Here is a 24,785-nt window from a genome sequence, read left to right on the forward strand (position 1 = left end):
CTCCTCCGAGCGAACGAACCCTCAGTATCGCCGCGAAAGAGACATATCTCGACCCGAGCGCACCCGGTGACGGCACCGGAGGATTGTCGTGGTCGAACCATGTGTCGCGACTCGCCCGATTCCCCGACCCAGCCTTTTCCCAGATTTGTCGCCTAGCCTCGGGCACATGAGTGTCCTGGCAACGACGCCGCCCGGCGACGTGACGCCGCGCCGCGAGGTTCGTCGGCCGACGGGCCTCGGCGCGGCGGTGGTCACCACGATCCTCGCGCTGCTGCTTGCGGCGGCGGTCTACGGCATTGCGGTCCGCACATCATGGGGCCAGCTCGTCGACCAGTACGTCCTCGATGCGGCGCGGCGCGCTTCCGCTGTCGCCCATGTGCCGCACATCCTCACCGTGCAGGCGGTCACCGATCCGCGAATCTGGGTGATCGCGGCGATGCTTGCCGTCGGCGGGTCGGTGATCCCAGCGGTGACCGGACGTACACCAGTGGGCATCGCGCTCGTCAAAACCGCTGCGCTGCTGGTTTTTCCGGTGATCATCGTGGTGCTCACCCGTTACCTGCGCGATGGTGTGCTGGTCCGGCCGCGGTTGCATTCCTGGATCGCCGAGACCTCCAACTCGGCGCCGTCGGGTCATGCCGCCGCGGTCACCTCGTGCGTGCTGGTGTTGATCGCGGCGGCACCGAAGTGGCTGCGGCCCTTCGTCGTCGCCGTCGGTGCGACGTGGGCGTCGGTCATCGAGTTCGGTCTGGTCGCCGACGGCTGGCATCGGCCCAGCGATGTGGTGATCTCCGTGCTCATCGTCATCGGTCTCGGCGCGCTGCTGCCCGATCCGTGGCCGGACTCACCGACCCCCCGGGGTTCGTTCTTGATGCGCAGCCTGGCATTTCTCATCACCGTCATCGCCACACCGCTGATCGTCGGCACGTCTTACGGCGACCCGCGACAGATCGCGACGGCGGTCGGTATCGCGACGGTCATGGGTATCGCGCTGGGTGGATATCGCCCGTGCGCGTATCGCTCGCGGCTGGGCTGACCGCGGCTCGATTGTCTCCGTCCGGGCAGACCCTTCGCCCCAAAGATGCCATTGACTAATGTCACGGTTGATGCTGTCATGGACTCATGACCGTGGCTCCCCTCACATCCACCGTCGATTCGGGTCCCGACGAGGTCTCGGCCCGTCTCCTCGAATCCGCGGCGCGCCTGTCCCGCAACGCCATGACCGAGATCGATTGGGACGCCCCGATGGATCCGACGAAGTACGGTTGCAGTCCCGAATGGTCAACGCTCTACGGAACTCCGTACTGGGAGGAGATGACCGAGGAGCAGCGGATCAAGCTCACTCGGCACGAGTTCGCGTCGATCATGTGCATCGGGATCTGGTTCGAGATGATGCTGCAGGGCGTGGTCATCCGTGATCAGTACCTCGCCGACTATCACCGACCAGAATTCCAGTTCGCGCTCACCGAGATCGCCGACGAGTGCCGCCACTCGATCATGTTCGCCAAGGCCAGCGAGAAGATGGTCGGCACGTCTTATAAACCGCATCCGCGGCTCGGACGCTTCGGCAAATTCTTCATGGCCACGGTCAAGGACGAGGTGGCCTACGCGGGCATCCTCGTCGCCGAGGAGATCCTCGACGTGTTCCAGCGCGGCTGCATGCGTGATGAGCGAGTGCTGCCGTTCATCCGGACGGTCAACGAGATCCACGTCCTCGAGGAATCGCGGCACATGAAGTTCGCCCGCGAGGAGGTGCGGAAGTCGGTGCGCGACATCGGCTTCATCAAGCGACAGTGGAGCGCTTTCTACCTCGCCACCGCCGCCTCGTACATCTTCACCAGCCTCGTGCGCCCGCAGGCCTACATCGACGCCGGCCTCGACCACCACCGGGCCATCGGCGAGATGCGGCGCAACCATCACTTCCAGTCGATGGTGCGCACCGGGTGCGCGCACCTCATGGAGTTCCTCGACGACGTGGGGCTGCTCACCCCCGCCGCCGCCCGCGTGTACCGCAAGGTGCACATGCTCTGAGTGGTGATGGGGTTGGGATCGTTTGTGGCTCAGGGGGTCTCGAGGCTCCTCGCCCCAGGGGGCTCGTCGCACCTCGACCATCGGTCGAAGAAGACCCGGCGGGGCAAACCCGACCAACGATCAAAGTACACCCGCGGGGGCGGGCGCGACCAACGGTTGAAGAAGGCACTCAGCGGGAGCGAACCCGACCACCGATCGGTGAGGACCCGGAACAGCGGGAGATACGAATACAACTTCCACCGATCCGGGGCGACACGCCGTGAAATCACGGGTGCCGGCCCGCTCACGTGGAAGCTGTATTCGTATTCCGCGGAAACGACGGCTACGCGGGCTGGACGGGCGCCTTCTTCAGTTCCCGTAATGCCGTGCGCAGACCTCGGCGCTTGCCGGTGTCGGGATCGACGCCGAAGTGGTTCGACATACCGCCACGAATGGCGAACCGCAGTTCCGACGCGGTCTCCGGCGCATCGTCGGAGGTCGCCTTCAAGAGCGCGTTCGGCAGGGCCAGCTTGAGGATCGTGCGGAACGACTGCGCGTACTGATTCAGGAGGCTGCCGGTGGTGTAGGGCAGGTCGTACTTGTCGCAGAGTTCGCGGACGCGGACGCCGATCTCCTCGTACCTGTTGCTGGGCAGGTCCGGGAACAGGTGGTGCTCGATCTGGTGACTGAGATTGCCGCTCATGAAACGCATGATCGGTCCGGCCCGGAAGTTGGCCGATCCCAGCATCTGTCGCAGATACCAGCGCGGCTGATCTTCTTCCTCGTACTCGGCGACGGTGAACTTCTCCGCACCGTCGGGGAAGTGACCGCAGAAGATCACCATGTACGACCAATAGTTCCGGATGAAGTTGGCGGTCAGGTTCGCGGTGATCGTGGTGCGCCAGTTGGGACCAGAGAGCGCCGGGAAGATCAGGTAGTCCTTGGCGGCCTGCTTGCCGACCTTGCGGCCGATGATCTGCAGATCCTTGGCCGCCTGACGGTAGGTCTTCTCCTTCTTGCGGAGCTTCTCGGTCTCGAGATGGTGCAGCGCCACACCGTATTCGAAGAACGTGCCGAGTGTCAGGTTGTAGATCGGGTTACCGACGTTCCACCACTCCCACGGCTGGTCACGGGTGACGCGCAGGATTCCGTAGCCCACGTCGTCGTCCATTCCGACGATGTTGGTGTATTTGTGGTGCACGAAGTTGTGTGAGTGTTTCCACTGCACGCTCGGGCACGTGGTGTCCCACTCCCATGACGACGAATGGACCTCGGGATCGTTCATCCAATCCCATTGGCCGTGCATCACGTTGTGGCCGAGCTCCATGTTCTCGATGATCTTGGCCGCGCCGAGCAGTCCGGCGCCGAGTAGCCATGCGGGTTTGCGGTTGCTGAACAGCAACACCACCCGCCCACCGGCGGCCAGTGCGCGCTGAAAGGTGATGGTGCGCTTGATGTATCGTGCGTCGGCCGCTCCGCGCGATTCTTCGATGTCGCGCCGGATGGCGTCGAGTTCGGCGCCGAGCGCCTCGACGTCGACCTCGGTCAGATGGGCATAGGTGTCGATGTCGGTGATCGCCATGAGCATCGTCCTCCCGATGATCGGACTGGTGTGCGGCGATGTGCCGCGTGGCGGGATGCGGCCGCGGGCTGGACCGCGATCCCGATTCTTCTACAGGTCGAGCGTGCATTCCCCGGATACGGCGCTGATACACGTCTGGATACGTTCGCCCTCGCGACGTTCCTCTCCGGTGCGCAGGTCACGCGCATATCCCTGGGCCAGTGGGACCACACAGGTCTGGCAGATGCCCATCCGGCAGCCGAACGGCATCTGGATTCCCAGGTTCTCACCGGCCTCGAGAAGTGTGGTGGCACCGTCGAGTTCGGCGGTCTTCTGGGATCTGGCGAAGGTGACGGTGCCGCCCTCACCACCGAAATCGGTCCGCGCGATGGCGAAACGTTCGATGTGCAGTTGATCGCGGAGGTCCGCCGCCGAGTACGCCGACTCGATGTCATCGAGGAAGGCGACCGGCCCGCATGCCCAGCAGGACCGTTCCCGCCAATCGGGGACCTTCGCGTCGATGTCGTCGATGGAGAACTTACCGTCGGACCTGGTCAGTTGCAGCGCAAGCGAATACGTCGGCACCTGCTCGTCGAGGGACTCGAGTTCGTCCAGGAAGATGACCTCGTCGCGGGTGGGCGCAGAGTGAACGTGGACGGTGTCGGGGATCTCGCCGCGTGCACTCATCGAGCGCAACATGCCCATGACCGGGGTGATCCCGCTGCCCGCGGTGAGGAACAGGATCGACTCGGGCAGCGGCTCCGGTAGATGGAAATCGCCCTTGGGCGCGGCAAGGCGGATCACCGTGCCCGGGGCGACACCGTCGACGAGGTGCGTCGACAGGAAGCCGTCGGGATTGGCCTTGACGGTGATGGAGATGGTGTCGTCGGTGTTCTCCCCGAACGACGTCAGCGAGTACGAGCGCCAGTGCCAGCGTCCGTCGACCTGCAGACCGATGCCGACGTACTGGCCGGCCTTGTAGTCCGAGGGGAATCCCCAGCCCGTCTTGATGACGACCGTCGCCGAGACGTCGGTCTCCTTACGGACCTCGACGATGCGTCCGCGCAACTCGCGCGCCGACCACAGCGGATTGATCAGGTGCAGGTAGTCGTCGGGCAGTAGCGGTGTGGTGGCCCGTGCGACGAGTCCGCGCACGACGTTGGCCTGCGGGTTCTTTGCGTTGACCCCCGCGGCTGGGCGTTTGCTCCAGCGAAGAAGATTCATCGGCCTCCCTCCGGCAATGTGTGTGCACGACTGTACACCCAATTGGTGGTGCGCATCACAGACTCCGTGCGGTCCGCATCACGGATGGATGTGGACGTCCAGCAGATGTGCACCCCAGCCGGGCAGCATGACGAAGACGTACTCGTCGGGGTCGGCAGGCCGGTGATGGTCGATGCCGGTGAGCAGGTCGGTGAGGGTGGCGGTGGACCCGGTCAGCGCAGGCCATGGAGTCTGTACACGACCGGCGGCCGCGGCGTCGTCGAGGTTGACCACGATCAGGTGGCGGCCCCCGCCGTCCGATGCGTCACACGCATCGGTCCACGCCCAGGCAACCAATCCCCCGGTGGGCCGATCCGGCCAGCCGTGAATGTGCAGCGGATCGAAATCCCCTGTGCGCATCGGGCTTTCATTGAGGGCGCGCAGAAGGGTGCGGTAGAAGTCGCGGAGGTCGGGGTCCACCGGTTCAACGGGCTCGCGCCGCAACTGCACCGGCAGCCGGGTGGTCCGGCCGTCGGCCTGGCCGTCGTGAACGAGGCGGGCGCCCGGCTGGGTGAGTGCCGTCAGCGCCGCCGTCCGATGGCGGTGGCCGAATACCGATTGCGCGCGCGGCTCGTCGTGATTCTCGAGGAAGCGCACCTTGCCGGCGGGGTCCGGGTCGTGGTGGATGAGGCGGGCGACCTCGTGCGGATGGTGCTCGAGGGCATCGGTGAATGCCTTGTCGTAGCAGTGGTCGAAGCCCTGGGACCGTAGCAACTGTTCTGTGCCCCAATAGGACTCGGCGACGAACAGGAAGCCGGGGTGCTGCTCGCGGACAGCGGGGATGACCCGCGTCCAGTAGTCCTGCGCCGGTGCCGGACCGACCCGGTCGCCCCAGGTCCGGGTGAAGATGTCGGTCGTCATGAGCATCGCCATGTCGCAGCGCACCCCGTCGCAGCGCTCGGCGATCCCGCGCAGTTCGTCGATCGCGGCGTCCACGGTCTCCGGGTGGAAGGCGTTGAGCTGCAGAACGTCTCGCCACGGCGGGAAGTGGGGGTCGCGGCCGTTGGCCAGAACCCGCCCGCCGACCCCGACGAACTCGGCCGGGCGTGCGTCGATGTCCTCGGTGGTGCCGGCGACGAAGCGTTCGGGATGCGTGGTGACCCACGGGTGGTCCGTCGCGAGATGGTTGGGGACGTAGTCGAGGATCAGTCCGATCCCGCGGGCGGCGAGGGCGGCGCGGGCGGTGGCCAGCCCGTCGCACCCGCCCAGGTGCTCGTCGACGACATAGTCGCGGATGCAGTAGGGCGAGCCGACGACGTCGTCGGAGGTGTAGTCGGGCAAAGCGGCGCGGAAGGTGTCGACGAGGGGACCGTCGGCCAACGCGATCTGCACTCCTGCCGGACTGCGCTGCCACACGCCCATGAGCCAGACGGCGTCGACGGGTCCGACGGCGATGCTGTCCCATACGTCCTCGGGCACCGTGCCGAGGGTGACCGGGTGGCCAAGACGCCGACCGATCCGCTCCAACCACGGCCAGGTGTTGATCTCGTAGATGACCGGGTGGGGCTGCACAGCGTTACTGTGCCAGATTTCTCGCCGTCAGCCACCTCGGCGGTCGGGTTCGGCGACCCCGGATATCGCGGTCCTTACCCTGAGGGGGTGGTCGACCTGAGGTGGCAGTACTGGCAGTTGCTCGATCCGGCGGACGAGAGTCTGCGCTGGCTCGCGATCACCCGGCCCAAGGCGCATGCGCGGATCGACCGGACCAAGATGTGGACCCTGCTCGCCGACAAGGCGGTGCTGGTGGCCAATTGGTTCGTTGCGGAGGATCATCAGCGCCCCGAGGCGCAGCGCCGGTGGATCCACGACAGCATCACCGGATGGGACTTCTGCGAGGCGGCCGTCGAGGCGGGCCTCCCGACGGCCGACGAGCTGGCGCGGATCGCTCGTCCGGAGGCGATGCTGACCGTCGATCAGATCGATCGCATCCCGCTGGTCGGTGTCGTCGGCAAGCGGGAGGCGGAGCGGATCTGGGTGGCGCGGCGGGGCTAAGCCTGACCGCCCGCTCCGGTCAGCTTCCACCGGCCCGCGGCGCTCTGATGCTCCCAGAATCGGGTGAAACGTCCACCCGCGGCGAGCAATTCGTCGGGCGTGCCGTCCTCGACGATGCGTCCCCGGTCGAGCACGATGACCCGGTCGGCGCGGCGGATGCCGGCCTGTCGGTGGGCGACGATGACGCGGGTGCGTGGGCGGTCCTGCGCCGACAGGGCATCGACGATGGCGCGCTCGTTGCTGTTGTCGAGGGCACTCGTTGCTTCGTCGATGAGCAGCACGGGCGCGGGTTTGACCAGGGCGCGGGCGATGCTGACGCGTTGGCGCTCACCGCCGGAGAGAACCGAACCTCCCTCTCCCACAGCCGAATCGACGCCATCGGCCAGACGATCGGTGATCTCGTCGACCTGGCCGAGCGCGGTGGCGCTGCGCAGGCGCTCGGGTGTCGCCGATGGATCGCCGGCGGCGACGTTGTCGGCGATGCTGCCCTCGATGAGATAAGGCTGCTGGAACACCACGCTGGTCAGCGCGCGACGGGACTCGTGATCGAGGTCGGCGGCATCGACGCCGTCGAACAGGATGCGCCCCGCCGTCGGCTGATGCAGGCCGGCGATGAGTCCGAGGATCGTCGACTTCCCCGATCCGGACGGGCCGACGATGGCGGTGGTAGAGCCGGGTTCGATGATGAGGTCGAGGCCGTCGAGGACGGGGTGTTCGGGGTCGTCGTAGTCGAATCGGATGCCCTCGAACGTGATTCGCGGTGCCGTGGTCGGAGCCGGCCGCGACGTCGGTCCGTCGATGAGCGTCGGGGCGTCGAGGACGGTGCGGATGCGCCGCAGGGTCAGACGCACACTCTCCAGTCCGCCGGCGAGTTCGCCGAGCGCGGTGAACGGTTCGAGGTAGCGGACGGCCACCACGATCAGCGCGACGGCCTGCGCTGTTGACAGATCACCGCGCACGGTGAGCCATGCAGCGGTGCCGGCGAGCGCGAACAGTGCGATCTGCGCTGCGAGACCGAACAGCAGTTGACCGGGGACCTGCAGCAACAGCAGCCGCAGCGTTGCGCCGTGCTGGCGGGCGAGTGCGTCGCCGGCGAGGCTGCGCTCCGGATCGGCGCGACGCGCGACGCGCAGCGCCGGTTGTGTGCGGGCGAACTCGACGACGCGCTCGGTCAGGGCGGCGTTCGCGGCGTCGGCCGCGTGGTCGGCGCGCCGACTGATGGCCCCACTGCCCCATAGTGCGCCGAGGAGCAGCGGGACATCGGCCAATGCCACCAGTGCGAGTTGCCACGAGATCGCCAGCAGCGCAACGCCGATGACCACCGGCAGCAGGATCGCACCGAGGAGCGGCACCACCAGATAGACGACGACGCCGACCAGATCCGGGCCGGTCGCGGCGATGGCCTGCCGGGCGGTGGCGGTGTTCTCCGCGCCGAACCAGGTCGGCCGGATGCGCGAAAGTCGCTCGGCGAGCATATGTTGGCCGCTGCCCAGCAAGGTGAATCCCAGGTCGTAGGCCACCCGCGAGCCGACCCAGTCGGTGAGCCAGCCGGCCACGGTGGCCGCCGTCAGTGCGGCGAGCCAGGCCAGTGCGTCGCCGTGGCGGCCATCGAGCAGCGCCGACACCAGCGGTACGAGCAGCACGACGCCGACCGCGCGCACCAGCACCGAGAGCACACTCAGCGCGACGAACTTCCGCAGCTCCGGGCGAGACCGATCCGGCAGCAACGAGATCAAGGTGGTGATCATCGACGGGCTCCCTCGGTCAGTGCGTCGTGCTCGGCCAGTGGGTCCTGGCTGTCGGGTTCGGTCGCGGCCCACAGTGTCGCGTAGGTCCCACGCGCGGCGAGAAGCTCACGGTGCGTTCCGGTTTCGACGATCCGGCCGCCGTCGAGGACGACGATGGCATCGGCGTCGGCAATGGTGTGCAGCCGGTGCGCGATGACCAGCACGGTACGACCGGCGGCCAGGCGGCTCAGCGATTGCTGGACGAGGAACTCCGACTCCTGGTCGGCGAAGGCGGTGGCCTCGTCGAGGATCAGCACCGGGGCGTCGGCGAGGATGGCGCGGGCGATCGTCAACCTCTGGCGCTCACCACCCGACAGTGCGGCGTCGGGTCCGAGTGGGGTGTCATAGCCGTCGGGCATCGCGAGAATCCGCTCGTGGATGTTGGCGTCGCGAGCGGCCCGCTCGATCTGTGTGCGACTCGCGTCGGGGACCGCCAGCGCGATGTTCTCCGCGACGGTCCCGGCGACGAGTTGGGTTTCCTGCAACACGAATCCGAGTTGACGGTAGAGCTCGTCGGCGTCCATGGTGGCGATGTCGCGACCGTTGATTCGGATGGTTCCGGCGTCCGGGTCGTGGAAGCGGGCCAACAACGCCGCGAGAGTGGACTTGCCCGAGCCGGACGGGCCGACCAGTGCGGTGACGGTTCCCGGCGCCAGGTGCAGTGAGATGTCGTGCAGGACAGGCACTGCGGGGCGGTAACCGAAGGTGACGCGATCGAAGACGACGCCGGCGTCCGCTGTTCGCGGCGTGGTCGCGTCGCGAGTGACGAGTTCGGGCTCGTCGAGGGTGATCTGGATGTCGCGGGCGGCGAGCATACCTGCCTTGAGCCCGCTCAGACCGTAGCCGATGCCGAGGAGTCGGGCGCCGAAGGTGGTGCCCAACAACAGGAACGGGATGAGGTCGATCGGCTCGATCCAGCCCCAGATGACGAATCCCGTGCCCACCAGCGCGATCAGCCACAAGAAGGTGGTGGGCCGGGTGACGAGGTCCATGACGGTCTTGGTTCGGACGAAGGGCCGTTGCCACTCTTCGAGGAAATCGATGTACTCCTCGAGTCGGGCCCGGAATCGCGAATCCATCGCGCCGCCGAACACCCGGATCACCGGTTGCGCATCGAGATACGATGCGGCCTCACCGTTCATCCGTTCTTCCCACGCGTGCGCGACCGGGATCTTGGAGCCGGACGCGATGATCATGCGGTACATGGTGAACACGTAACCGAGGACGGGTAGCAGTAGGAACAGTGCCACCCCCCAGTCGACGATGAACAGGTAGATCAGCACCGCGATCGGCGCGACGACGGCCGACACCGCGTCGAGTACCGCGTGTGTGACCAGATAGTGCAGCGAGAGGGTGTTGTCCTGGACGAGTGATTTGATGCCACCGGAGCTGCGGGAGTCGAACCAGCCCAAGGGAAGTCGTGCGAGCTTGCGCAGCAGCCGGCTGCGCAGATGGCGGGAGAAGCGGGCGTCGACGGTGTGCAGCCAGAACAGCAATGCCGACTCCAGCAGGATGCCCAGCCCGATCAGGGTGACCGCGAGTGTGCCCACGAACCACAGCTGTCCGGAGTCGGCGCCGGCCAGCAGGCGGCGGGACAGTTCGACGAGAAGCACGTAAGGAGCGAGCTGGAGCAGGGTGACGATCGCCTGCAGGACACCGGCGATGGTGAGGATCGGCTTCAGCGGGGCGAGCAGCTTGCCCGCGGCGTTGGCGCGCCACTGGCCCTGCGAAGCGGGCTCGGCGGGAGCGACCGCACCGGTGGCAGCTGTGACGGCCAGCGGCTCGATCGTCTCGACCGCCGGGGTCCGCTCGCCGGCGGTTCCGTCGGGGGACTCCGCGTCGGGGTCGCGCTCTTTACCCATCGCCTTGCCCTGCGCCCAGTAGGCCTGGACGTGGGTTTCGGACTTGGGGAATCCGAACTCCTTGAGTCGTTTGCGGATCTCTTTGAGCGAGTTCGATTCCGGGCCGGCCCAGGCGTACCAGTCCGACCAGTCGCGGGGCTCCAACGCGGACGCGAGCGCGGTGGCGTCGGTGCGTGGGACCCAGTGCAGCCGCATCCGCGGGTGATTGTTGAGCGGGATCTCGCGGTCGGCGGGCTCGTGCTGCTCGAGGTAGGCCTCGATCGGGATGTCTTGCGGCACGGCGTCGATGATCGAGTTGATCGCCGGGATGGATGCCGAGTCGCCGATGACCAGGTAGCCGGCGGGCGGGTTCTCGTCGGGCACCTCGAACGGCACCGAACTCATGTACATCGCCGAGATGGACTGTCCCGGTTGTGCCTGTCGTGCCCATTGCGATGCCGGGCCCGACGGCTCGTGGAGCACGAAGTCGAGGGCGAAGGTTCCGGCATCGGCGTCGGCATCGGCAAAGGTGTAGCCGCGCTGGTGTTCACGACCGTCGTCGTCGGGAAACCAACCCCGAATCCACGACGTGGGTCCGGTCAACGCCTCGGAGAACAGGGTGTCGGAGTGGAACCGCACACGAACGAGGTGTGGGGCGCGTTGCTCGACGCTCGTGACCGTTGCCAGGTGGTCACGAGCGCCGAACGCGCGCATGACCGCTCCCCCGAATCCACGGGACATCTGCCCACCCCCATCGTCGTTGCGTCTTCTTCGCGACCGGCGCGTATCGGGCGAGTGTCCGAAATGCCGCGCAGCTTAGGCAAGGCTAACAAACGAGGAGTGGGGTGCACAGGGTTCTGGGTCGGTCGTTCAGGTTCGCTTGACGACGGCAACGATTCCCGCGGATCGGGGAACAATCAGGTGCCGGGGAGCGCGAAGCGCAGGTAGTGCACTACTCGTGCCGTGCCGGCGGCTCGGTGTGCTTCCCCTTTCACCATACGACTGCAGGTGGGGCTTGCGGCAAGGGCCGGTGGCGGGTGCACACTCGGTGCGCTGCGAATACGCCCACCGCCCACACACCTGAGGAAGGCCATTGATGACCGATGCTCCGACGCCCTTCGAAGTGCACGACTCCGGCGCCTACCTGCACGGCACCAAGGCCGCGCTGAACGTCGGCGACCTCCTGGTACCGGGATACGGCTCGAACTACGAGGAGGGCCGCATCGCCAACCACATCTACTTCACGCGGACTCTCGACGCCGCGGCGTGGGGTGCCGAGCTGGCTCTCGGCGACGGACCGGGCCGCATCTACCTCGTCGAGCCGACCGGACCCGTCGAGGACGACCCGAACGTGACCGACAAGAAGTTCCCCGGCAACCCGACCCGCTCGTTCCGCTCGCGAGAACCGGTGCGGGTGGTCGGCGAACTGACCGACTGGGTGGGGCACTCTCCGGAGCTGATCGACGCCAGGCGCGCCGGCCTGGCCGATCTGCGCCGACGCGGCGCGGCGGTGATCTACGACTGATCGTCTGCGGGCGGGGGCCGCTGCGACGGCTAGACTCGTGCCAGGCCGCCGTCAGCCCGAAACCGGTTGGGCTGCAAATGGTGTGCCCGGAGAAGAGAGCACCGTATGGTCCGGTTTGTCGCAGTAGCCGTCCTCGTTGTCGCGGCGGTGGCCGCGGTGATCGCGGCCGTCGAATGGTCGTGGGCGTGGATCGTCGCCGCGGTGATCCTGGTGCCCGTCGCCGTGGTGGCCGTCTACGACATCACGCAGCGCCGGCATTCGATCTTGCGGAACTATCCGGTGCTCGGCCACATGCGGTTCCTGCTCGAGGCGTTGCGCCCGGAGATGCAGCAGTACTTCGTCGAGCGGAACTTCGACGGCCGGCCCTATGACCGCGACACCCGCTCGCTGATCTACGAACGCGCCAAAGGCACCGCCGCCGAACTCGCCTTCGGCACCGAGCGTGACATCGACCGGCCCGGCTACGAGTACCTCGTCCACTCGACCGCCCCGATCGAGAATCCGCCCGAGCCGTTTCGCATCCGCATCGGCGGGCCCGACTGCACCCGCCCGTACGACATGGCGCTGCTGAACGTGTCGTCGATGAGCTTCGGTGCGCTCTCGGCGAATGCGCTGCGCGCCTTGAACAAAGGCGCGATGAAGGGCGGGTTCGTCCACGAGACCGGCGAAGGCGGGCTGACACCGTTTCACCTCCAGGGCGCCGACGTCGTCTGGGAGATCGGCTCCGGCTACTTCGGAACCCGCACCGCCGACGGGCATTTCGATCCCGACACGTTCGCGGAGAAAGCCGCCGACGAGCGCGTCAAGGCCATCAACATCAAGCTGAGCCAAGGCGCCAAGCCGGGTATCGGCGGCGTCCTGCCGGCGGCGAAGGTGACTGCCCAGATCGCCCGCTATCGCGGTGTGCCGCAAGGACAGAAGTGCGTGAGTCCGGCCGCGCACTCGGCGTTCTCGACGCCGCGCGAGTTGATTCGATTCGTCGCGAGACTGCGAGAGTTGTCGGGCGGCAAACCCGTGGGTTTCAAACTCTGCGTGGGCTCGCGGATCGACGTGCTCGCCATGTGCAAGGCGATGCTCGCCGAGGGCGCCACCCCGGACTTCATCGTCGTCGACGGTGCCGAAGGCGGAACCGCCGCTGCGCCTTTGGAATACGAGGATCACGTCGGCCTGCCCCTGACCGACGGGTTGATGACGGTGCACAACGCGCTGGTCGGCGTGGGGCTGCGCGACCGCATCCGGATCGGTGCGAGCGGAAAGGTGGCCTCCGGCAACGACATCGTCAAACGACTGATCCAGGGTGCGGACTACACGAATGCCGCCCGCGCGATGATGATGGCCGTCGGATGCATCCAGTCGCAGCGCTGCCACACCAATCACTGCCCCGTCGGCGTCGCCACCCAGGACCCGCGGCGTGCCCGCGCCCTCGACGTCGCCGACAAGAGCGAACGCGTCTTCAACTATCAGAAGGCCACCGTCGCCCAGGCCATGCGGATCATGGCATCGATGGGCGTCGACGACCCGGCGCAACTGAGCCCGCACATGCTGCGAAAGCGGTTGTCGGCGACCGATCAGCGCTCCTACGCCGAGATCTTCGAATGGCTCGACGAGGGGGTACTGCTGGCCGATCCGCCGGCGTCGTGGCGGGCGGACTGGGAGCGGGCGGATGCGGAGTCGTTTCGGCCGTACGTGGGCAGCCGGATGTGGACCACCACGGGTGAAAAAAATCGATCAGTATGACGAAGCACCCGGAATCCGGGTGAAACGTCATACTGATCGTTATGTGTCGATCCGTGGTGGGCGAAGGGGGACTTGAACCCCCACGTCCCGAAGGACACTGGCACCTGAAGCCAGCGCGTCTGCCATTCCGCCACTCGCCCGTGGCCGCCGAGTTCTCGGCGGGCATGACCGTGAATCGATGGGTTCGATCAACGGCCTGGACGACGATAGCACGCACCTCACCGCAAGTGAAAAACGATGAATTTGACCCGTCGGACAACCCGCGTCATTCAGCTACGCGCAACCCAGGGGGTGGACGCCAAAGCGCTGGTCAGGGATGATTTCAGGGGTAGGCGCACACCACATGACGGTGGTGATGCGAATGTTGCAGACGGTACAGCAGTTGCTTCATGGCAGCCTGGGCCGTCAGTATCGGTATCATCTGTAAAGGCCACACGCACGGCGACACGCCACACAAGCCGCGAAGGGAGGTCGACGGTGGGGATTTTGCAACGCATCGAGCGCAAGCTCGAGGGTGCTGTCGATGACGGCTTCGCGCGCGTTTTCGGCGGCGAGGTCGCCCCGCAGGAGATCGAGAACGGCCTGCAGCGAGAAGCCGAGGAATCGTTGGAGAATCTCGGTGACGGTACAATCCTGGCCGCGAACAGCTACACGTTGCTCTTCAGTCCGACCGACCACGATCAGATCGCGGCCGAGTACGAGCTGAACCGCAAGAGGTTCTCCAAACACCTGGAGAACTTCATCAAGGACAACGGGTGGCAGACATACGGTCAGGTCGTCGTCGAATTCGACCAGTCTCCGTCCCTGCACACGGGTATGTTCCGTGCGCGCGGCGCGGTCAACCCGGACGCCCAGCCGCGACCGGTGCGTGACGGAGGCGTACCCCGACCACAGTCACAGCCGCATCCACACGATGCGGCCAAACAAGTAGGAGCCCCAGAGATGACGCAGAACCCCGGATACGACCAGCGCAGGGCACCGGAACCTGCGTACGACCAGGGCTACGGCCAGCAAGGCGGGTACGACTACCAGCAGGGCTACGGCCAGCCGGGCCACGAGCAGGCCGGTTACGGGCAGCCCGCCCATGAGCAGAACGGCTACGGACAGCCCGGCTACGACCAGGGCTACGGCCAGCAGCAGGGTTATGCCCAGCAGGGCTACGAACAAGGCGGCTACGGCCAACAGGGCTACGACCAGGGCTATGCGCAGCCCGGCCAGGGTTACGAGCAGGGCGGCTATGGCCAGCAAGGCTACGAGCAGGGTTACGGCCAACAGGGTTATGACCAGGGCTACGGCCAGCAGGGCGGCTACGACTACCAGCAGGGCTACGGCCAGCAGGGGTACGAGCAGGGCGGTTACGGCCAGCAGAGTGGTTACGACTACCAGCAGGGCTACGGCCGTCCGGCAGCCGGTTACGCGCCGACCGCGATCACGCTGATCCTCGAGGACGGCAGCAACCGCACCTTCCAGTTGCGAGAGGGCTCCAACGTCATCGGCCGCGGCCAGGATGCACAGTTCCGCCTCCCCGACACCGGCGTCTCGCGTCGTCATCTGGAGATCCGCTGGGACGGCAGCACCGCGATGCTCACCGACCTGAACTCCACCAACGGCACCACCGTCAACGACGTGCAGGTCAACAGCTGGGAACTCGCCGACGGCGACCGCATTCGCGTCGGTCACTCCGACATCACCGTCCGCTTCCAGTAGGCGTCGAGTTCGGCGGTACGACGCGCCTCCGCCGTGGCGGCGGTCGGTGCCGACGACGGCCGCGCGTACGCAGGCACGACGCCCGTTGATGCAGAACTGACACATCTGAATGACGGGCGCACCGGGTTGAGCCCATAAGATGCACCTCGGGTCTTGTACGTCCCGGACCCGCCCGGGTGGGGATCCTCCGTATCGTCGGAGACCGACTCGTTCGATCGACGACCGTTGAGATGCGCTGGAGGTGGATGACGACATGCAGGGGTTGGTGCTGCAGCTGACCCGGTTGGGTTTCTTGCTGCTGCTCTGGCTGTTCGTCTATGCCGTGATCCGCACCGTGCGCGCCGACATCGTCACCGCCTCGGGATCCCGGCTGCCGCGCTTTCGAGGCACGGCCGAGAAGGGACGGGCGAAGCCGAGCACGAAGGGGTCCGCGCGGTACCTGGTGGTGACCGCGGGTGCGCTCGCGAACACCCGCATCACGCTGGGAACGCAGCCGGTGCTCCTCGGACGCGCCGACGATTCGACGCTGGTGCTCACCGATGACTACGCCTCCGAGCGGCACGCACGACTGTCCCGCCGCGGGGATGACTGGTACGTCGAGGATCTCGGGTCCACCAACGGCACCTACCTCGACCGATCCAAGGTGACCACGGCGGTGAAGGTCCCGCTGTCCACGCCGATCCGCATCGGCAAGACCGTGATCGAGCTGCGCCCGTGACACTCGTACTGCGCTACATCGCGCGTAGTGACCAGGGTCTGGTCCGATCGAACAACGAGGATTCGGCGTACGCCGGTCCGCGGTTGCTCGCGCTCGCCGACGGCATGGGCGGTCACGCGGCGGGTGAGGTCGCCAGCCGACTGGTCATCGAATCCATGCGCACCCTCGACGAGGACGACGCGACCGGAGATCTGCTCGACGCCCTCAATCACGCCACCCAGGCCGGCAACCACGCGATCGCCGCCCAGGTCGAGGCGAAACCCGAACTCGACGGGATGGGCACCACCCTCACCGCGATCCTGTTCGCCGGCTCCCGAATCGGCTTGTGCCACATCGGCGATTCCCGCGGATACCTCTACCGCGACGGTGAGCTCACCCAGATCACCCGCGACGACACCTTCGTTCAGACGCTCGTCGACGAGGGCCGCATCACCCCCGAGCAGGCCCACACCCATCCGCAGCGATCACTGATCATGCGGGCGCTGACCGGTACCGAGGTCGAGCCGACCCTGACCGTGCGCGAGGCGCGTGCCGGCGACCGGTATCTGCTGTGCAGCGACGGGCTCTCCGATGTGGTCAGCGAGGAAACCCTCGCCGAGACACTCGGTTCGATCAGCGACTACAAGGAATGCGCCGACCGGCTCATCGAACTCGCCTTGCGCGGCGGCGGACCGGACAACGTGACCGTCGTGCTCGCCGACGTCGTCGACACCGACTACGGCGAATCACGGCCCATCGTCGGCGGCGCCGCGGGTACCGGTGAGGACGCCTACACCCCGGACCCGAAGACCGCGGCCGGCCGCGCGGCGGCGCTGCGTCCACCGCTCGAGGCGCCGCAGCAGCCGACGATCCTGCCCGACGACGACGAGCCGGTACGGACCGGACACAAGGGCCGATGGTTCACCATCGGGTTCATCATCCTGGTGATCGTGGCCATCCTCGCGGGCTTCTTCGGGTTGCGCTACTACCTGCACCGCACCTACTACATCGGCGAGCAAGACTCGAAAGTCGTTGTCTACCAAGGCTCTCCCGACGCGGTGCTGTTCTACTCGGTGAGCAACCTGGTGCAGAAGGGCTGCATCGTCGACGCCGACAAGGACTCCGCGCGCATCACCTTCGTGCCCGCGGACGCCGCCGACTGCACCGCGCTCAACGTCGCCGACCTCCAGCCGTTCTCGCAGTCGGCGGTCCGCGAACACCGGATCTCCGGCAAACCGCTCAACGACATCCTCGGCACCACCAGCGAGCTCGAGTTGCTGCCGCTGTGCAAGGCAACGATGCCCGGCGTCAACGACCAGTCGATGCCGTCGGAATCGCCCGCGCCCGCCCCGCCGTCATCCACCCCGGCGCCCGCTCCCGGGCCGGCCACGCCGGTGCCCGCGACCTTCGGGCCCGGCGGTGCCCACATCGCCCCGGTGACCGAGGCGCCCGCGCCCCCTACGTCGGGTGCCCCGAACAGCTCGGCGCCCGGCAGCTCCGCACCCTCCAGTTCGGCACCCTCCGGCTCGGCGGGATCATCGACGTCGCCCTCGGCTGACCAGCCCGGAACGAACTGCCGGGAACCGTAGATGACGCAAGCCGCCGCCCCGACCCACGCACGGCCCACCCAGCCCGAACACACCGGACGCAACGCCGAATTGGCGCTGCTGGTGTGCGCCATCGGGGTGGTCACCGTCGCGCTGCTCATCGTGCAGAGCGCCCAGGATCAGTCGCTGACGTGGGACATCGCGAAGTACGTCGCCGCCTACATCGTGCTGTTCGCGATCGGTCATCTGGTGGTGCGGCGCTTCGCCCCGCACGCCGACCCCGTCTTCTTGCCGGTGGTGGCGATGCTCAACGGCCTCGGTCTGGTCCTCATCCACCGGCTCGACCTCGGGTCGGGCAACACCGGGGAGTCGATCAATCCGACGACCAAGACCGACAACGCCGACCAGCAGTTGCTGTGGGCGTTCCTCGGGATGGCCGTCTTCGCCGCGATCCTCATCTTCATCCGCGATCACCGCACCCTGTCGCGCTACGCGTACACGCTGGGTCTGGGCGGTCTGATCTTCTTGGCGATCCCGGCGATCCTGCCGGCGTCGTTGTCGGAGATCAACGGCTCCAAGAACTGGATTCGCACGCCGCTGTTCAACATCCAGCCCGGTGAGTTCTCGAAGATCCTGCTGATCATCTTCACCGCGGCCCTGCTGGTCTCCAAACGCGACCTGTTCACCACCGCGGGCAAACACTTCCTGGGCATGGACCTGCCACGCGCCCGCGACCTCGGCCCGCTGCTCATCGCATGGGTCGTCGCGATCGGCATCTTCGCCCTCGAGAACGATCTCGGTGGCCCGCTGCTGATCTTCACCACGATCTTGGCGATGCTCTACGTGGCCACCGAGCGGGTGGGCTGGGTGGTCATCGGTCTGACCATGTTCGCCGTCGGCGCGATCCTCGCCTACCAGTTGTTCCCGCATCTGCAGGTCCGCGTATCGGTGTGGCTCGATCCGTTCGGCGACTTCTACAACACCGGCTACCAGATCGGCCAGAGTCTGTTCGGCCTGGCCACCGGTGGCCTGTTCGGCACCGGACTGGGCTCGGGGCGACCCAACGCGGTGCCGTTCGCCAACACCGACTTCATCATCGCGACGATCGGTGAGGAGCTCGGGCTCGTCGGCCTGGCCGCGGTGCTGATGATGTACATGATCTTCGTCGTGCGCGGCCTGCGGACCGCGGTGACCGTCCGCGACAGCTTCGGCAAGCTGCTGGCCACCGGACTGTCGGTGACCATGGCGGTGCAGGTCTTCGTCGTCGTCGGCGGCGTCACCAAGCTGATCCCGCTGACCGGTCTGACCACCCCGTTCATCTCCTACGGCGGCTCGTCGCTGCTCGCCAACTATGTGTTGGTGGCGTTGCTGATCCGCGTGTCCAACGCTGCCCGCGAGCCGGATCCGACGAAGCGCCGGCCGACCCCCAAGTCCGTCGAGTCACTGCCCACGCAGGCGGTGAAGCGCACGTGAACACTCCGATCCGTCGGGTGTCGGTCGCGGTGATCGCGTTGATCGTCGTCCTGCTCGCCAACGCCACCTACGTGCAGGTGATCAAGGCCGACAAGCTGCGCTCCGACCCGCGCAACGACCGGGTGCTGCTCGACGAGTACTCCCGGCAGCGCGGCTCGATCATCGCCGGCGGCGAGGTCATTGCGATGTCGCAGGCCACCGACAGCCGCTACAAGTACCTGCGCCGCTATCCGGTGAACCCGCGCGCCTTCGCTCCGATCACCGGCTACTACTCGATCCAGTACGGGTCGGCGGGCCTCGAGCAGTACGAAAACTCGATCCTCTCCGGCAACGACGACCGCCTGTTCGGTCAGCGGTTCACCGACATGTTCTCCGGTCGGGATCCACGCGGCGGCAACGTCGTCACGACCATCGACCCGCGGTTGCAGCAGATCGCCTACGACCAGCTGAACTCCGGGGCCACGTGCGACGGGCCGTGCGTCGGTGCGGTCGTCGCGATGGACCCGAGTACCGGCAAGATCCTCGCGATGGCCTCGACGCCCAGCTACGACCCGAATCTGCTGAGCAGCCACGACCAGAACGTGCGGGAGGCGGCGTGGGGCGCCGACACCGGCGCGGACAAGCGCCTGCAGAACCGTGCGACCGACGAGATCTATCCGCCCGGATCGACGTTCAAGATCATCACGTCGTCGGCGGCATTGCGTGACGGACTCAACGCGTCGACGCAGCTGACCGCGGCGTCGACCTTCCAGCTGCCCGACAGCACCGCGAAACTGCCGAACTACGGCGACGAGACCTGCCCCGGCGGCAGCGGCACCGTCAGCCTCGCCGATGCGGTGAAGTACTCGTGCAACACCGCCTTCGCCGACCTCGTGCTCAACAAGATGCCCAACGCCACCGACACACTCAAGGAAACCGCTCGGCTCTACGGCCTCGACTCGCCGGCGCCGAACATCCCGATGCCGGTGGCGCGGTCGACGGTCGGCACGATCCCCGACCGCGCATCTCTCGCGCTCAGTGCGATCGGACAGAAGGATGTTGCGATGTCGACCCTGCAGAACGCGATGGTCGCCGCGACCGTCGCCAACGCCGGTGTGCGGATGCAGCCGTACCTGGTCGACAAGTTGCAGTCGGCGGACCTGCGCACCCTGTACACGACGCCACCGACCACCATCAACTCGCCGATCACCTCGGAGCAGGCGGCTAGCCTGACATCGATGATGGTCGGGGTGGAGAATGCATCGAACCCGTCCGGCGGGCCGGTGCAGATCGCGTCGAAGACCGGTACCGCCGAGCACGGCGACGAGAACTCCGCCACCCCGTATTCCTGGTACATCGCGTTCGGGCCGTCGACGGACGCGAAGATCGCCGTCGCGGTGGTGGTGGAGAATGGGAAGTTCGGTGTGCAATCGGTCGGTAACACCGTGGCCGGACCCATCGGCCGGGCAGTGATCAATGCTTATGTAGGAGGTGGACGATGACGTTGCAGAACGGCACCATCATCGCCGACCGCTATCGGCTGATGCGTCTCATCGCCACCGGCGGTATGGGACAGGTCTGGGAAGCGCTTGACACCCGGCTCAATCGCCGGGTTGCGGTCAAGGTGCTCAAGGCGGAGTACTCCGACGATCCCGAGTTCGCGGCACGGTTCCGCACCGAGGCGCAGACCACCGCGAAGCTCAACAACCCGGGCATCGCGAACGTCTTCGACTACGGCGAGACCGGTGACCGTGGCGGCGGCACGCTGGCGTACCTGGTGATGGAGCTCGTCGACGGCGAGCCGCTGAACTCGGTGATCTCGCGGATGGGTCGGTTGTCGGTGGCCAACACCCTCGACATGCTCGAGCAGACCGGCCGCGCGTTGCAGGCCGCGCACAGCCAGGGGCTGGTGCACCGCGACGTCAAACCCGGCAACATCCTCATCACGCCGACCGGTCAGGTCAAGATCACCGACTTCGGGATCGCCAAGGCCGTCGACGCCGCACCGGTCACGCAGACCGGCATGGTGATGGGCACAGCCCAGTACATCTCGCCCGAGCAGGCCACCGGCGACGACGCGACCGCGGCGTCGGACGTGTATTCGCTCGGGGTCGTCGGCTACGAGGCGCTCGTCGGGCGACGGCCGTTCCTGGGTGACGGCGCGATCACCGTCGCGATGAAGCACATTCGTGAGACCCCGCCGCCCCTGCCGGACACCATCCCGCCGAACGTGCGTGAACTGATCGACATCACCATGTCGAAGGATCCCAAGCAGCGCTACCCCAACGGTGGGGCGTTCGCCGACGCCGTCGCGTCTGTACGCGCCGGGCGCCGCCCACCGCGGCCCGGTGTCGCCGGGGCTGCAGCGGCGGGTGCTGTTGTCGGCGCCGGAGCCGGAGCGGCGGCCGCACGGGCCAACGCGACCCGCGCGATGACCGACTCGACCCCGCCGCCGACGTCGGCGCGCCCGCCCACCACCTCGGCCCCGGCTACCGCGGGTCAGGGCGGGGGCGGCTGGACGACCGGGCAGAAGGTCCTCGCCGGTGTCGCGACGGCACTACTGGTCGGGGCGATCGCGCTGATCGGGTACTACCTGGCCAGCGCGGACGACAACACGCCCGCGCCGGCGCCGGCGTCGACGACGACCACCCAGACCGAGACGGTCACCACCACCGACGACCAGACGACCACCCAGGAGACCACGACCACCCGCTCGCGGCCGCCGACCACGACGACCACCACCGAGGACACCACCACGCCGGAGACCACGACCCCCGAGGAGACTACGCCGCAGACCACCGACCCGGGCGCGACCACGCGGTCGTGCAACATCGGGCCGATCCAGGTGCCGTGCTGATGCCATGATGTCGACCCCGCACCACCTCTCCGACCGCTACGAGCTGGGCGAGACGCTCGGCTTCGGCGGCATGTCCGAGGTTCACTACGCACGTGATCTCCTGCTGAACCGGGACGTCGCGGTGAAGGTGCTGCGCGCCGACCTGGCCCGGGATCCGTCGTTCTATCTGCGCTTCCGCCGGGAGGCCCAGAACGCCGCCAAGCTCAATCACCCGACGATCGTGCAGGTCTTCGACACCGGCGAGGCCGAGACCGACGAGGGGCCGCTGCCCTTCATCGTGATGGAGTACGTGGACGGTGAGACGCTGCGAGATGTGTTGCGGCGCAACGGCCCTGTCGCGCCACGGCAAGCCATGACGTGGATGGCCGACGTGGCCGCGGCGATGGATTTCTCGCACCGCAACGGCATCGTGCACCGTGACATGAAGCCGGCGAACGTGATGATCGACTCGTCGGGCGCGGTCAAGGTGATGGATTTCGGCATCGCGCGCGCGATGAACGACTCGACGTCGACGATGACCCAGACCAGTGCGGTGATGGGCACCGCGCAGTACCTCTCGCCCGAGCAGGCGCGCGGGATCAAGGTCGATCCGCGCAGTGACATCTACTCGATGGGCTGCGTGCTGTTCGAACTGCTCACCGGCGAGCCGCCGTTCACCGGTGATTCGCCGGTCGCCGTCGCCCATCAGCATGTGCACGAGGATCCGCGCTGGCCGTCGGCGGTGCGCCCGGACATCCCGCCGGAGCTCGACTCCATCGTCATGAAGGCGATGAGCAAGAACAAGGAGAACCGCTACCAGTCGGCGGCCGAACTGCGGTCGGATCTGATCAAGGTTCTTGCCGGCGGAAAACCGTCGGCGCCGCTGCTGATGAGCGAGGAGGACCGGACCGCCTGGCTCGACACCGGCTCGGGTCCGCGTCGCGCATTGCGTGCCGACACCGGTGGCCAGCCGGCTGCGGGCAAGGACGACGACACCCCGACCCGACGCCGTCCCCCATGGCTGATCGCCGGCGCGGTGGCGGCTGTGGTGCTGCTGTTCGTCGGGTTGCTGGTGTGGTGGTCGCCGTGGTCGTCCGGGTCGGCGCGCAAGGTGGCCGTACCCGCGGTGGCCGGACTGTCGGCGGCCGACGCGCGTAGCACCCTGGAGAAGGCGGGTTTCGAGGTCAAACAACTCGACGAGTCGAGCGAGACCGTCGACGCCGGTAAGGCCACCCGCTCGGCGCCGGGCGAGAACGTCCCGACACCCGAGGGGTCGACGGTCACGCTGTTCATCTCCAGTGGACGTGAGCGCCAACGCATCCCCGACGTACGCAACAAGACCCAGGCCGACGCGACGTCCGAGCTACAGAACGCGGGTTTCACCAATATCAAGGTGCAGCAGGTGGATTCGGTGTCGGTCGAGGTCGGTGACGTGGTGGACACCAACCCGGCCGTCGGCACCGACACACCCGTTCGGGACCCGTTGATCATTCGGATCAGCACCGGCCCCAAAGACGTCACGGTGCCCAATCTGGTGGGTCAGTTCGAGTCGGCCGCACGCGCCCAGCTCGCCCAGCTCGGCCTGAAGGTGACCGTCGTCGAGGGCGACTCGGACCTGCCGCAGGGCCAGGTCGTCAGCTCCAGCCCGTCGGCCGGTGACTCGGTGAAGCAGGGCGCCACGGTGCAGCTGACGATCTCCCGCGGCAACATGATCGTCGTGCCCGATCTGACCGGTCAGACCGCCGACCAGGCGTTCGCGACGCTACAGCGGTCGGGGTGGAACGGCGCACTGAACCAGACACCGCGCAATGTGCCGCTCGGCAGCCCCGACGACGGGAAGATCCTGTCGCAGAGTCCCGGGGACGGATCGAAGCTGGCCAAGAACGGGGCGATCAACGTCGTCGTCGGGCGCGCGAGCCTGCTGCCGGGCTGAGCACAGCCGGCTCATCGGGACCGGCGGCTCAGGACTGGGCGGCTCAGGACTGGGCGGCCAGCGCCGGACCGATCGCCTCGGCCATCTCCTGTTCGAGGACGGCGACGGTGGAATCGTCGATGTCGATGCCGCAGACGCCCAACCAGTTGGCCAGCATCCGGTGGCCACCCTGGGTGAGCACGCTCTCGGGATGAAACTGAACGCCGTGGATCGGCAGCTCCCGATGCTGCATTCCCATCACGATGCCCGACTCGGTGCGGCCGGTGACCACGAGCTCGTCCGGAATGGTCTCGGGCAGCACCGTCAGTGAGTGATAGCGGGTCGCGGTGAACGGATCCGGCAGACCACGCAGCACCCCGACCTGATCGTGATGGACGAGCGAGGTCTTGCCGTGCAGCAGCTCCGGCGCGCGATCGACGGTGCCGCCGAATGCCGCACCGATCGCCTGATGACCGAGACACACTCCGAGCAGAGGTACACCGTCGGCGGCGGCAACCCCGACGAGCGGCAACGTCGCTCCGGCGCGCTGCGGCGTACCCGGCCCGGGCGACAGCAGCACGCCGGCGAAACCGGACCCATCGGGACCGCGCAGCGCAGCACGCAGCGACTCGTCGGTGAACTCGCCGTCGGTAGTCGTCAGCCGGGGATCATCGTTGCGCCACACCGTTGCCTCGACACCGAGCTGGCCCAGGTACTGGACCAGGTTGTAGACGAAGCTGTCGTAGTTGTCGATGACGAGGATGCGGGCCGCGTGGTTCGCGGAGCCGGTCGCCTCCGGTGCTGCGGTGGTCATCGTGTCAGGTTACCCGGGGACTCGCGGGGCGCTCGTGGCGGCGACCTGGTGCGATACCGTAGAGGTGATGCGCCGGGCGTGTCGCGGACAACACACCGCGCCAC

General features: G+C 67.1%; 18 protein-coding genes and 1 tRNA gene. 12 read left to right on the forward strand and 7 right to left on the reverse strand.

All coding sequences use genetic code 11. From position 1 onward, the window contains the following. The first annotated feature begins 166 nt into the window (after positions 1–166). Both P3L18_RS25695 and P3L18_RS25700 read left to right on the forward strand, forming a co-directional pair. Positions 167–1,036 (forward strand): phosphatase PAP2 family protein, encoded by an 870-nt coding sequence (locus P3L18_RS25695; RefSeq protein WP_276115708.1) that lies wholly within the window; start codon positions 167–169, stop codon positions 1,034–1,036. Positions 1,037–1,122: 86 nt separating this feature from the next. After that, positions 1,123–2,031, forward strand: coding sequence for a diiron oxygenase (locus P3L18_RS25700; protein ID WP_006368876.1), 909 nt, complete (start codon positions 1,123–1,125; stop codon positions 2,029–2,031). Positions 2,032–2,353: 322 nt separating this feature from the next. Here the strand turns inward: P3L18_RS25700 and P3L18_RS25705 are convergent, their stop codons facing one another. The 3 genes from P3L18_RS25705 to P3L18_RS25715 form a co-directional block, all read right to left on the reverse strand. After that, on the reverse strand, positions 2,354–3,592 hold the full coding sequence (locus P3L18_RS25705; RefSeq protein ID WP_276115709.1) for a fatty acid desaturase: 1,239 nt from the start codon (positions 3,590–3,592) through the stop codon (positions 2,354–2,356). A gap of 90 nt (positions 3,593–3,682) precedes the next feature. Next, positions 3,683–4,795, reverse strand: a complete 1,113-nt coding sequence (locus tag P3L18_RS25710) for a ferredoxin reductase (protein WP_079931051.1) — start codon at positions 4,793–4,795, stop codon at positions 3,683–3,685. Between the two features lie 78 nt (positions 4,796–4,873). Next, the gene (locus tag P3L18_RS25715) at positions 4,874–6,346 is read right to left on the reverse strand and encodes an alpha-amylase family glycosyl hydrolase (protein ID WP_079931052.1); all 1,473 of its coding nucleotides are present in this window, start codon (positions 6,344–6,346) and stop codon (positions 4,874–4,876) included. Positions 6,347–6,433: 87 nt separating this feature from the next. Here P3L18_RS25715 and P3L18_RS25720 point away from each other — a divergent pair, with 87 nt between their 5' ends. Next, positions 6,434–6,826, forward strand: coding sequence for a hypothetical protein (locus P3L18_RS25720; protein ID WP_276115710.1), 393 nt, complete (start codon positions 6,434–6,436; stop codon positions 6,824–6,826). Here P3L18_RS25720 and P3L18_RS25725 read toward each other — a convergent pair. Next, positions 6,823–8,574, reverse strand: coding sequence for an ABC transporter ATP-binding protein (locus P3L18_RS25725; protein ID WP_276115711.1), 1,752 nt, complete (start codon positions 8,572–8,574; stop codon positions 6,823–6,825). The two genes, P3L18_RS25720 and P3L18_RS25725, sit on opposite strands and share 4 nt — an antisense overlap. Then, positions 8,571–11,195: an ABC transporter ATP-binding protein/permease gene (locus P3L18_RS25730; protein ID WP_276115712.1), complete on the reverse strand. Its 2,625-nt coding sequence runs from the start codon at positions 11,193–11,195 to the stop codon at positions 8,571–8,573. Before P3L18_RS25730 ends, P3L18_RS25725 begins: the two co-directional genes overlap by 4 nt. Before the next feature lie 355 nt (positions 11,196–11,550). On the opposite strand from P3L18_RS25730, the gene arr reads away from it, so the two are divergent. Both arr and P3L18_RS25740 read left to right on the forward strand, forming a co-directional pair. Further along, positions 11,551–11,979, forward strand: a complete 429-nt coding sequence (arr, locus tag P3L18_RS25735) for an NAD(+)--rifampin ADP-ribosyltransferase (protein ID WP_006368867.1) — start codon at positions 11,551–11,553, stop codon at positions 11,977–11,979. 105 nt (positions 11,980–12,084) lie between these two features. Further along, positions 12,085–13,716: an FMN-binding glutamate synthase family protein gene (locus tag P3L18_RS25740; RefSeq protein WP_276115713.1), complete on the forward strand. Its 1,632-nt coding sequence runs from the start codon at positions 12,085–12,087 to the stop codon at positions 13,714–13,716. Between the two features lie 54 nt (positions 13,717–13,770). Here the strand turns inward: P3L18_RS25740 and P3L18_RS25745 are convergent. Further along, positions 13,771–13,856: transfer RNA gene (locus P3L18_RS25745), tRNA-Leu, on the reverse strand. 337 nt (positions 13,857–14,193) lie between these two features. Here P3L18_RS25745 and P3L18_RS25750 point away from each other — a divergent pair. From P3L18_RS25750 to pknB, 7 genes are all read left to right on the forward strand, one after another. Beyond that, positions 14,194–15,423, forward strand: a complete 1,230-nt coding sequence (locus P3L18_RS25750) for a DUF3662 and FHA domain-containing protein (protein WP_276115714.1) — start codon at positions 14,194–14,196, stop codon at positions 15,421–15,423. Positions 15,424–15,676: 253 nt separating this feature from the next. Further along, positions 15,677–16,141, forward strand: a complete 465-nt coding sequence (locus tag P3L18_RS25755) for an FHA domain-containing protein (protein WP_006368640.1) — start codon at positions 15,677–15,679, stop codon at positions 16,139–16,141. Beyond that, positions 16,138–17,709, forward strand: coding sequence for a PP2C family serine/threonine-protein phosphatase (locus P3L18_RS25760; protein WP_094601462.1), 1,572 nt, complete (start codon positions 16,138–16,140; stop codon positions 17,707–17,709). Before P3L18_RS25755 ends, P3L18_RS25760 begins: the two co-directional genes overlap by 4 nt. Further along, positions 17,710–19,140 carry an FtsW/RodA/SpoVE family cell cycle protein gene (locus tag P3L18_RS25765; RefSeq protein WP_276115715.1) on the forward strand — a complete coding sequence of 477 codons (1,431 nt, stop codon included), beginning with the start codon at positions 17,710–17,712 and terminating at the stop codon, positions 19,138–19,140. Beyond that, entirely contained in the window at positions 19,137–20,621 is a 1,485-nt protein-coding gene (locus P3L18_RS25770; protein ID WP_014358164.1) for a penicillin-binding protein 2, read from the forward strand. The genes P3L18_RS25765 and P3L18_RS25770 overlap by 4 nt, the downstream gene beginning before the upstream one ends. Continuing rightward, positions 20,618–21,976: a protein kinase gene (locus P3L18_RS25775; protein WP_006368636.1), complete on the forward strand. Its 1,359-nt coding sequence runs from the start codon at positions 20,618–20,620 to the stop codon at positions 21,974–21,976. The genes P3L18_RS25770 and P3L18_RS25775 overlap by 4 nt, the downstream gene beginning before the upstream one ends. Positions 21,977–21,980: 4 nt before the next feature. Beyond that, entirely contained in the window at positions 21,981–23,888 is a 1,908-nt protein-coding gene (gene pknB / locus P3L18_RS25780) for a Stk1 family PASTA domain-containing Ser/Thr kinase (protein WP_006368635.1), read from the forward strand. Between the two features lie 43 nt (positions 23,889–23,931). Here pknB and P3L18_RS25785 read toward each other — a convergent pair whose 3' ends face one another. Continuing rightward, complete coding sequence (locus tag P3L18_RS25785) at positions 23,932–24,681, reverse strand: aminodeoxychorismate/anthranilate synthase component II (protein ID WP_276115716.1); 750 nt, start codon at positions 24,679–24,681, stop codon at positions 23,932–23,934. Positions 24,682–24,785: the final 104 nt, after the last annotated feature.

Origin of the sequence: Gordonia sp. N1V, from assembly GCF_029269935.1 — a bacterium.
Lineage (GTDB): Bacteria > Actinomycetota > Actinomycetes > Mycobacteriales > Mycobacteriaceae > Gordonia > Gordonia polyisoprenivorans.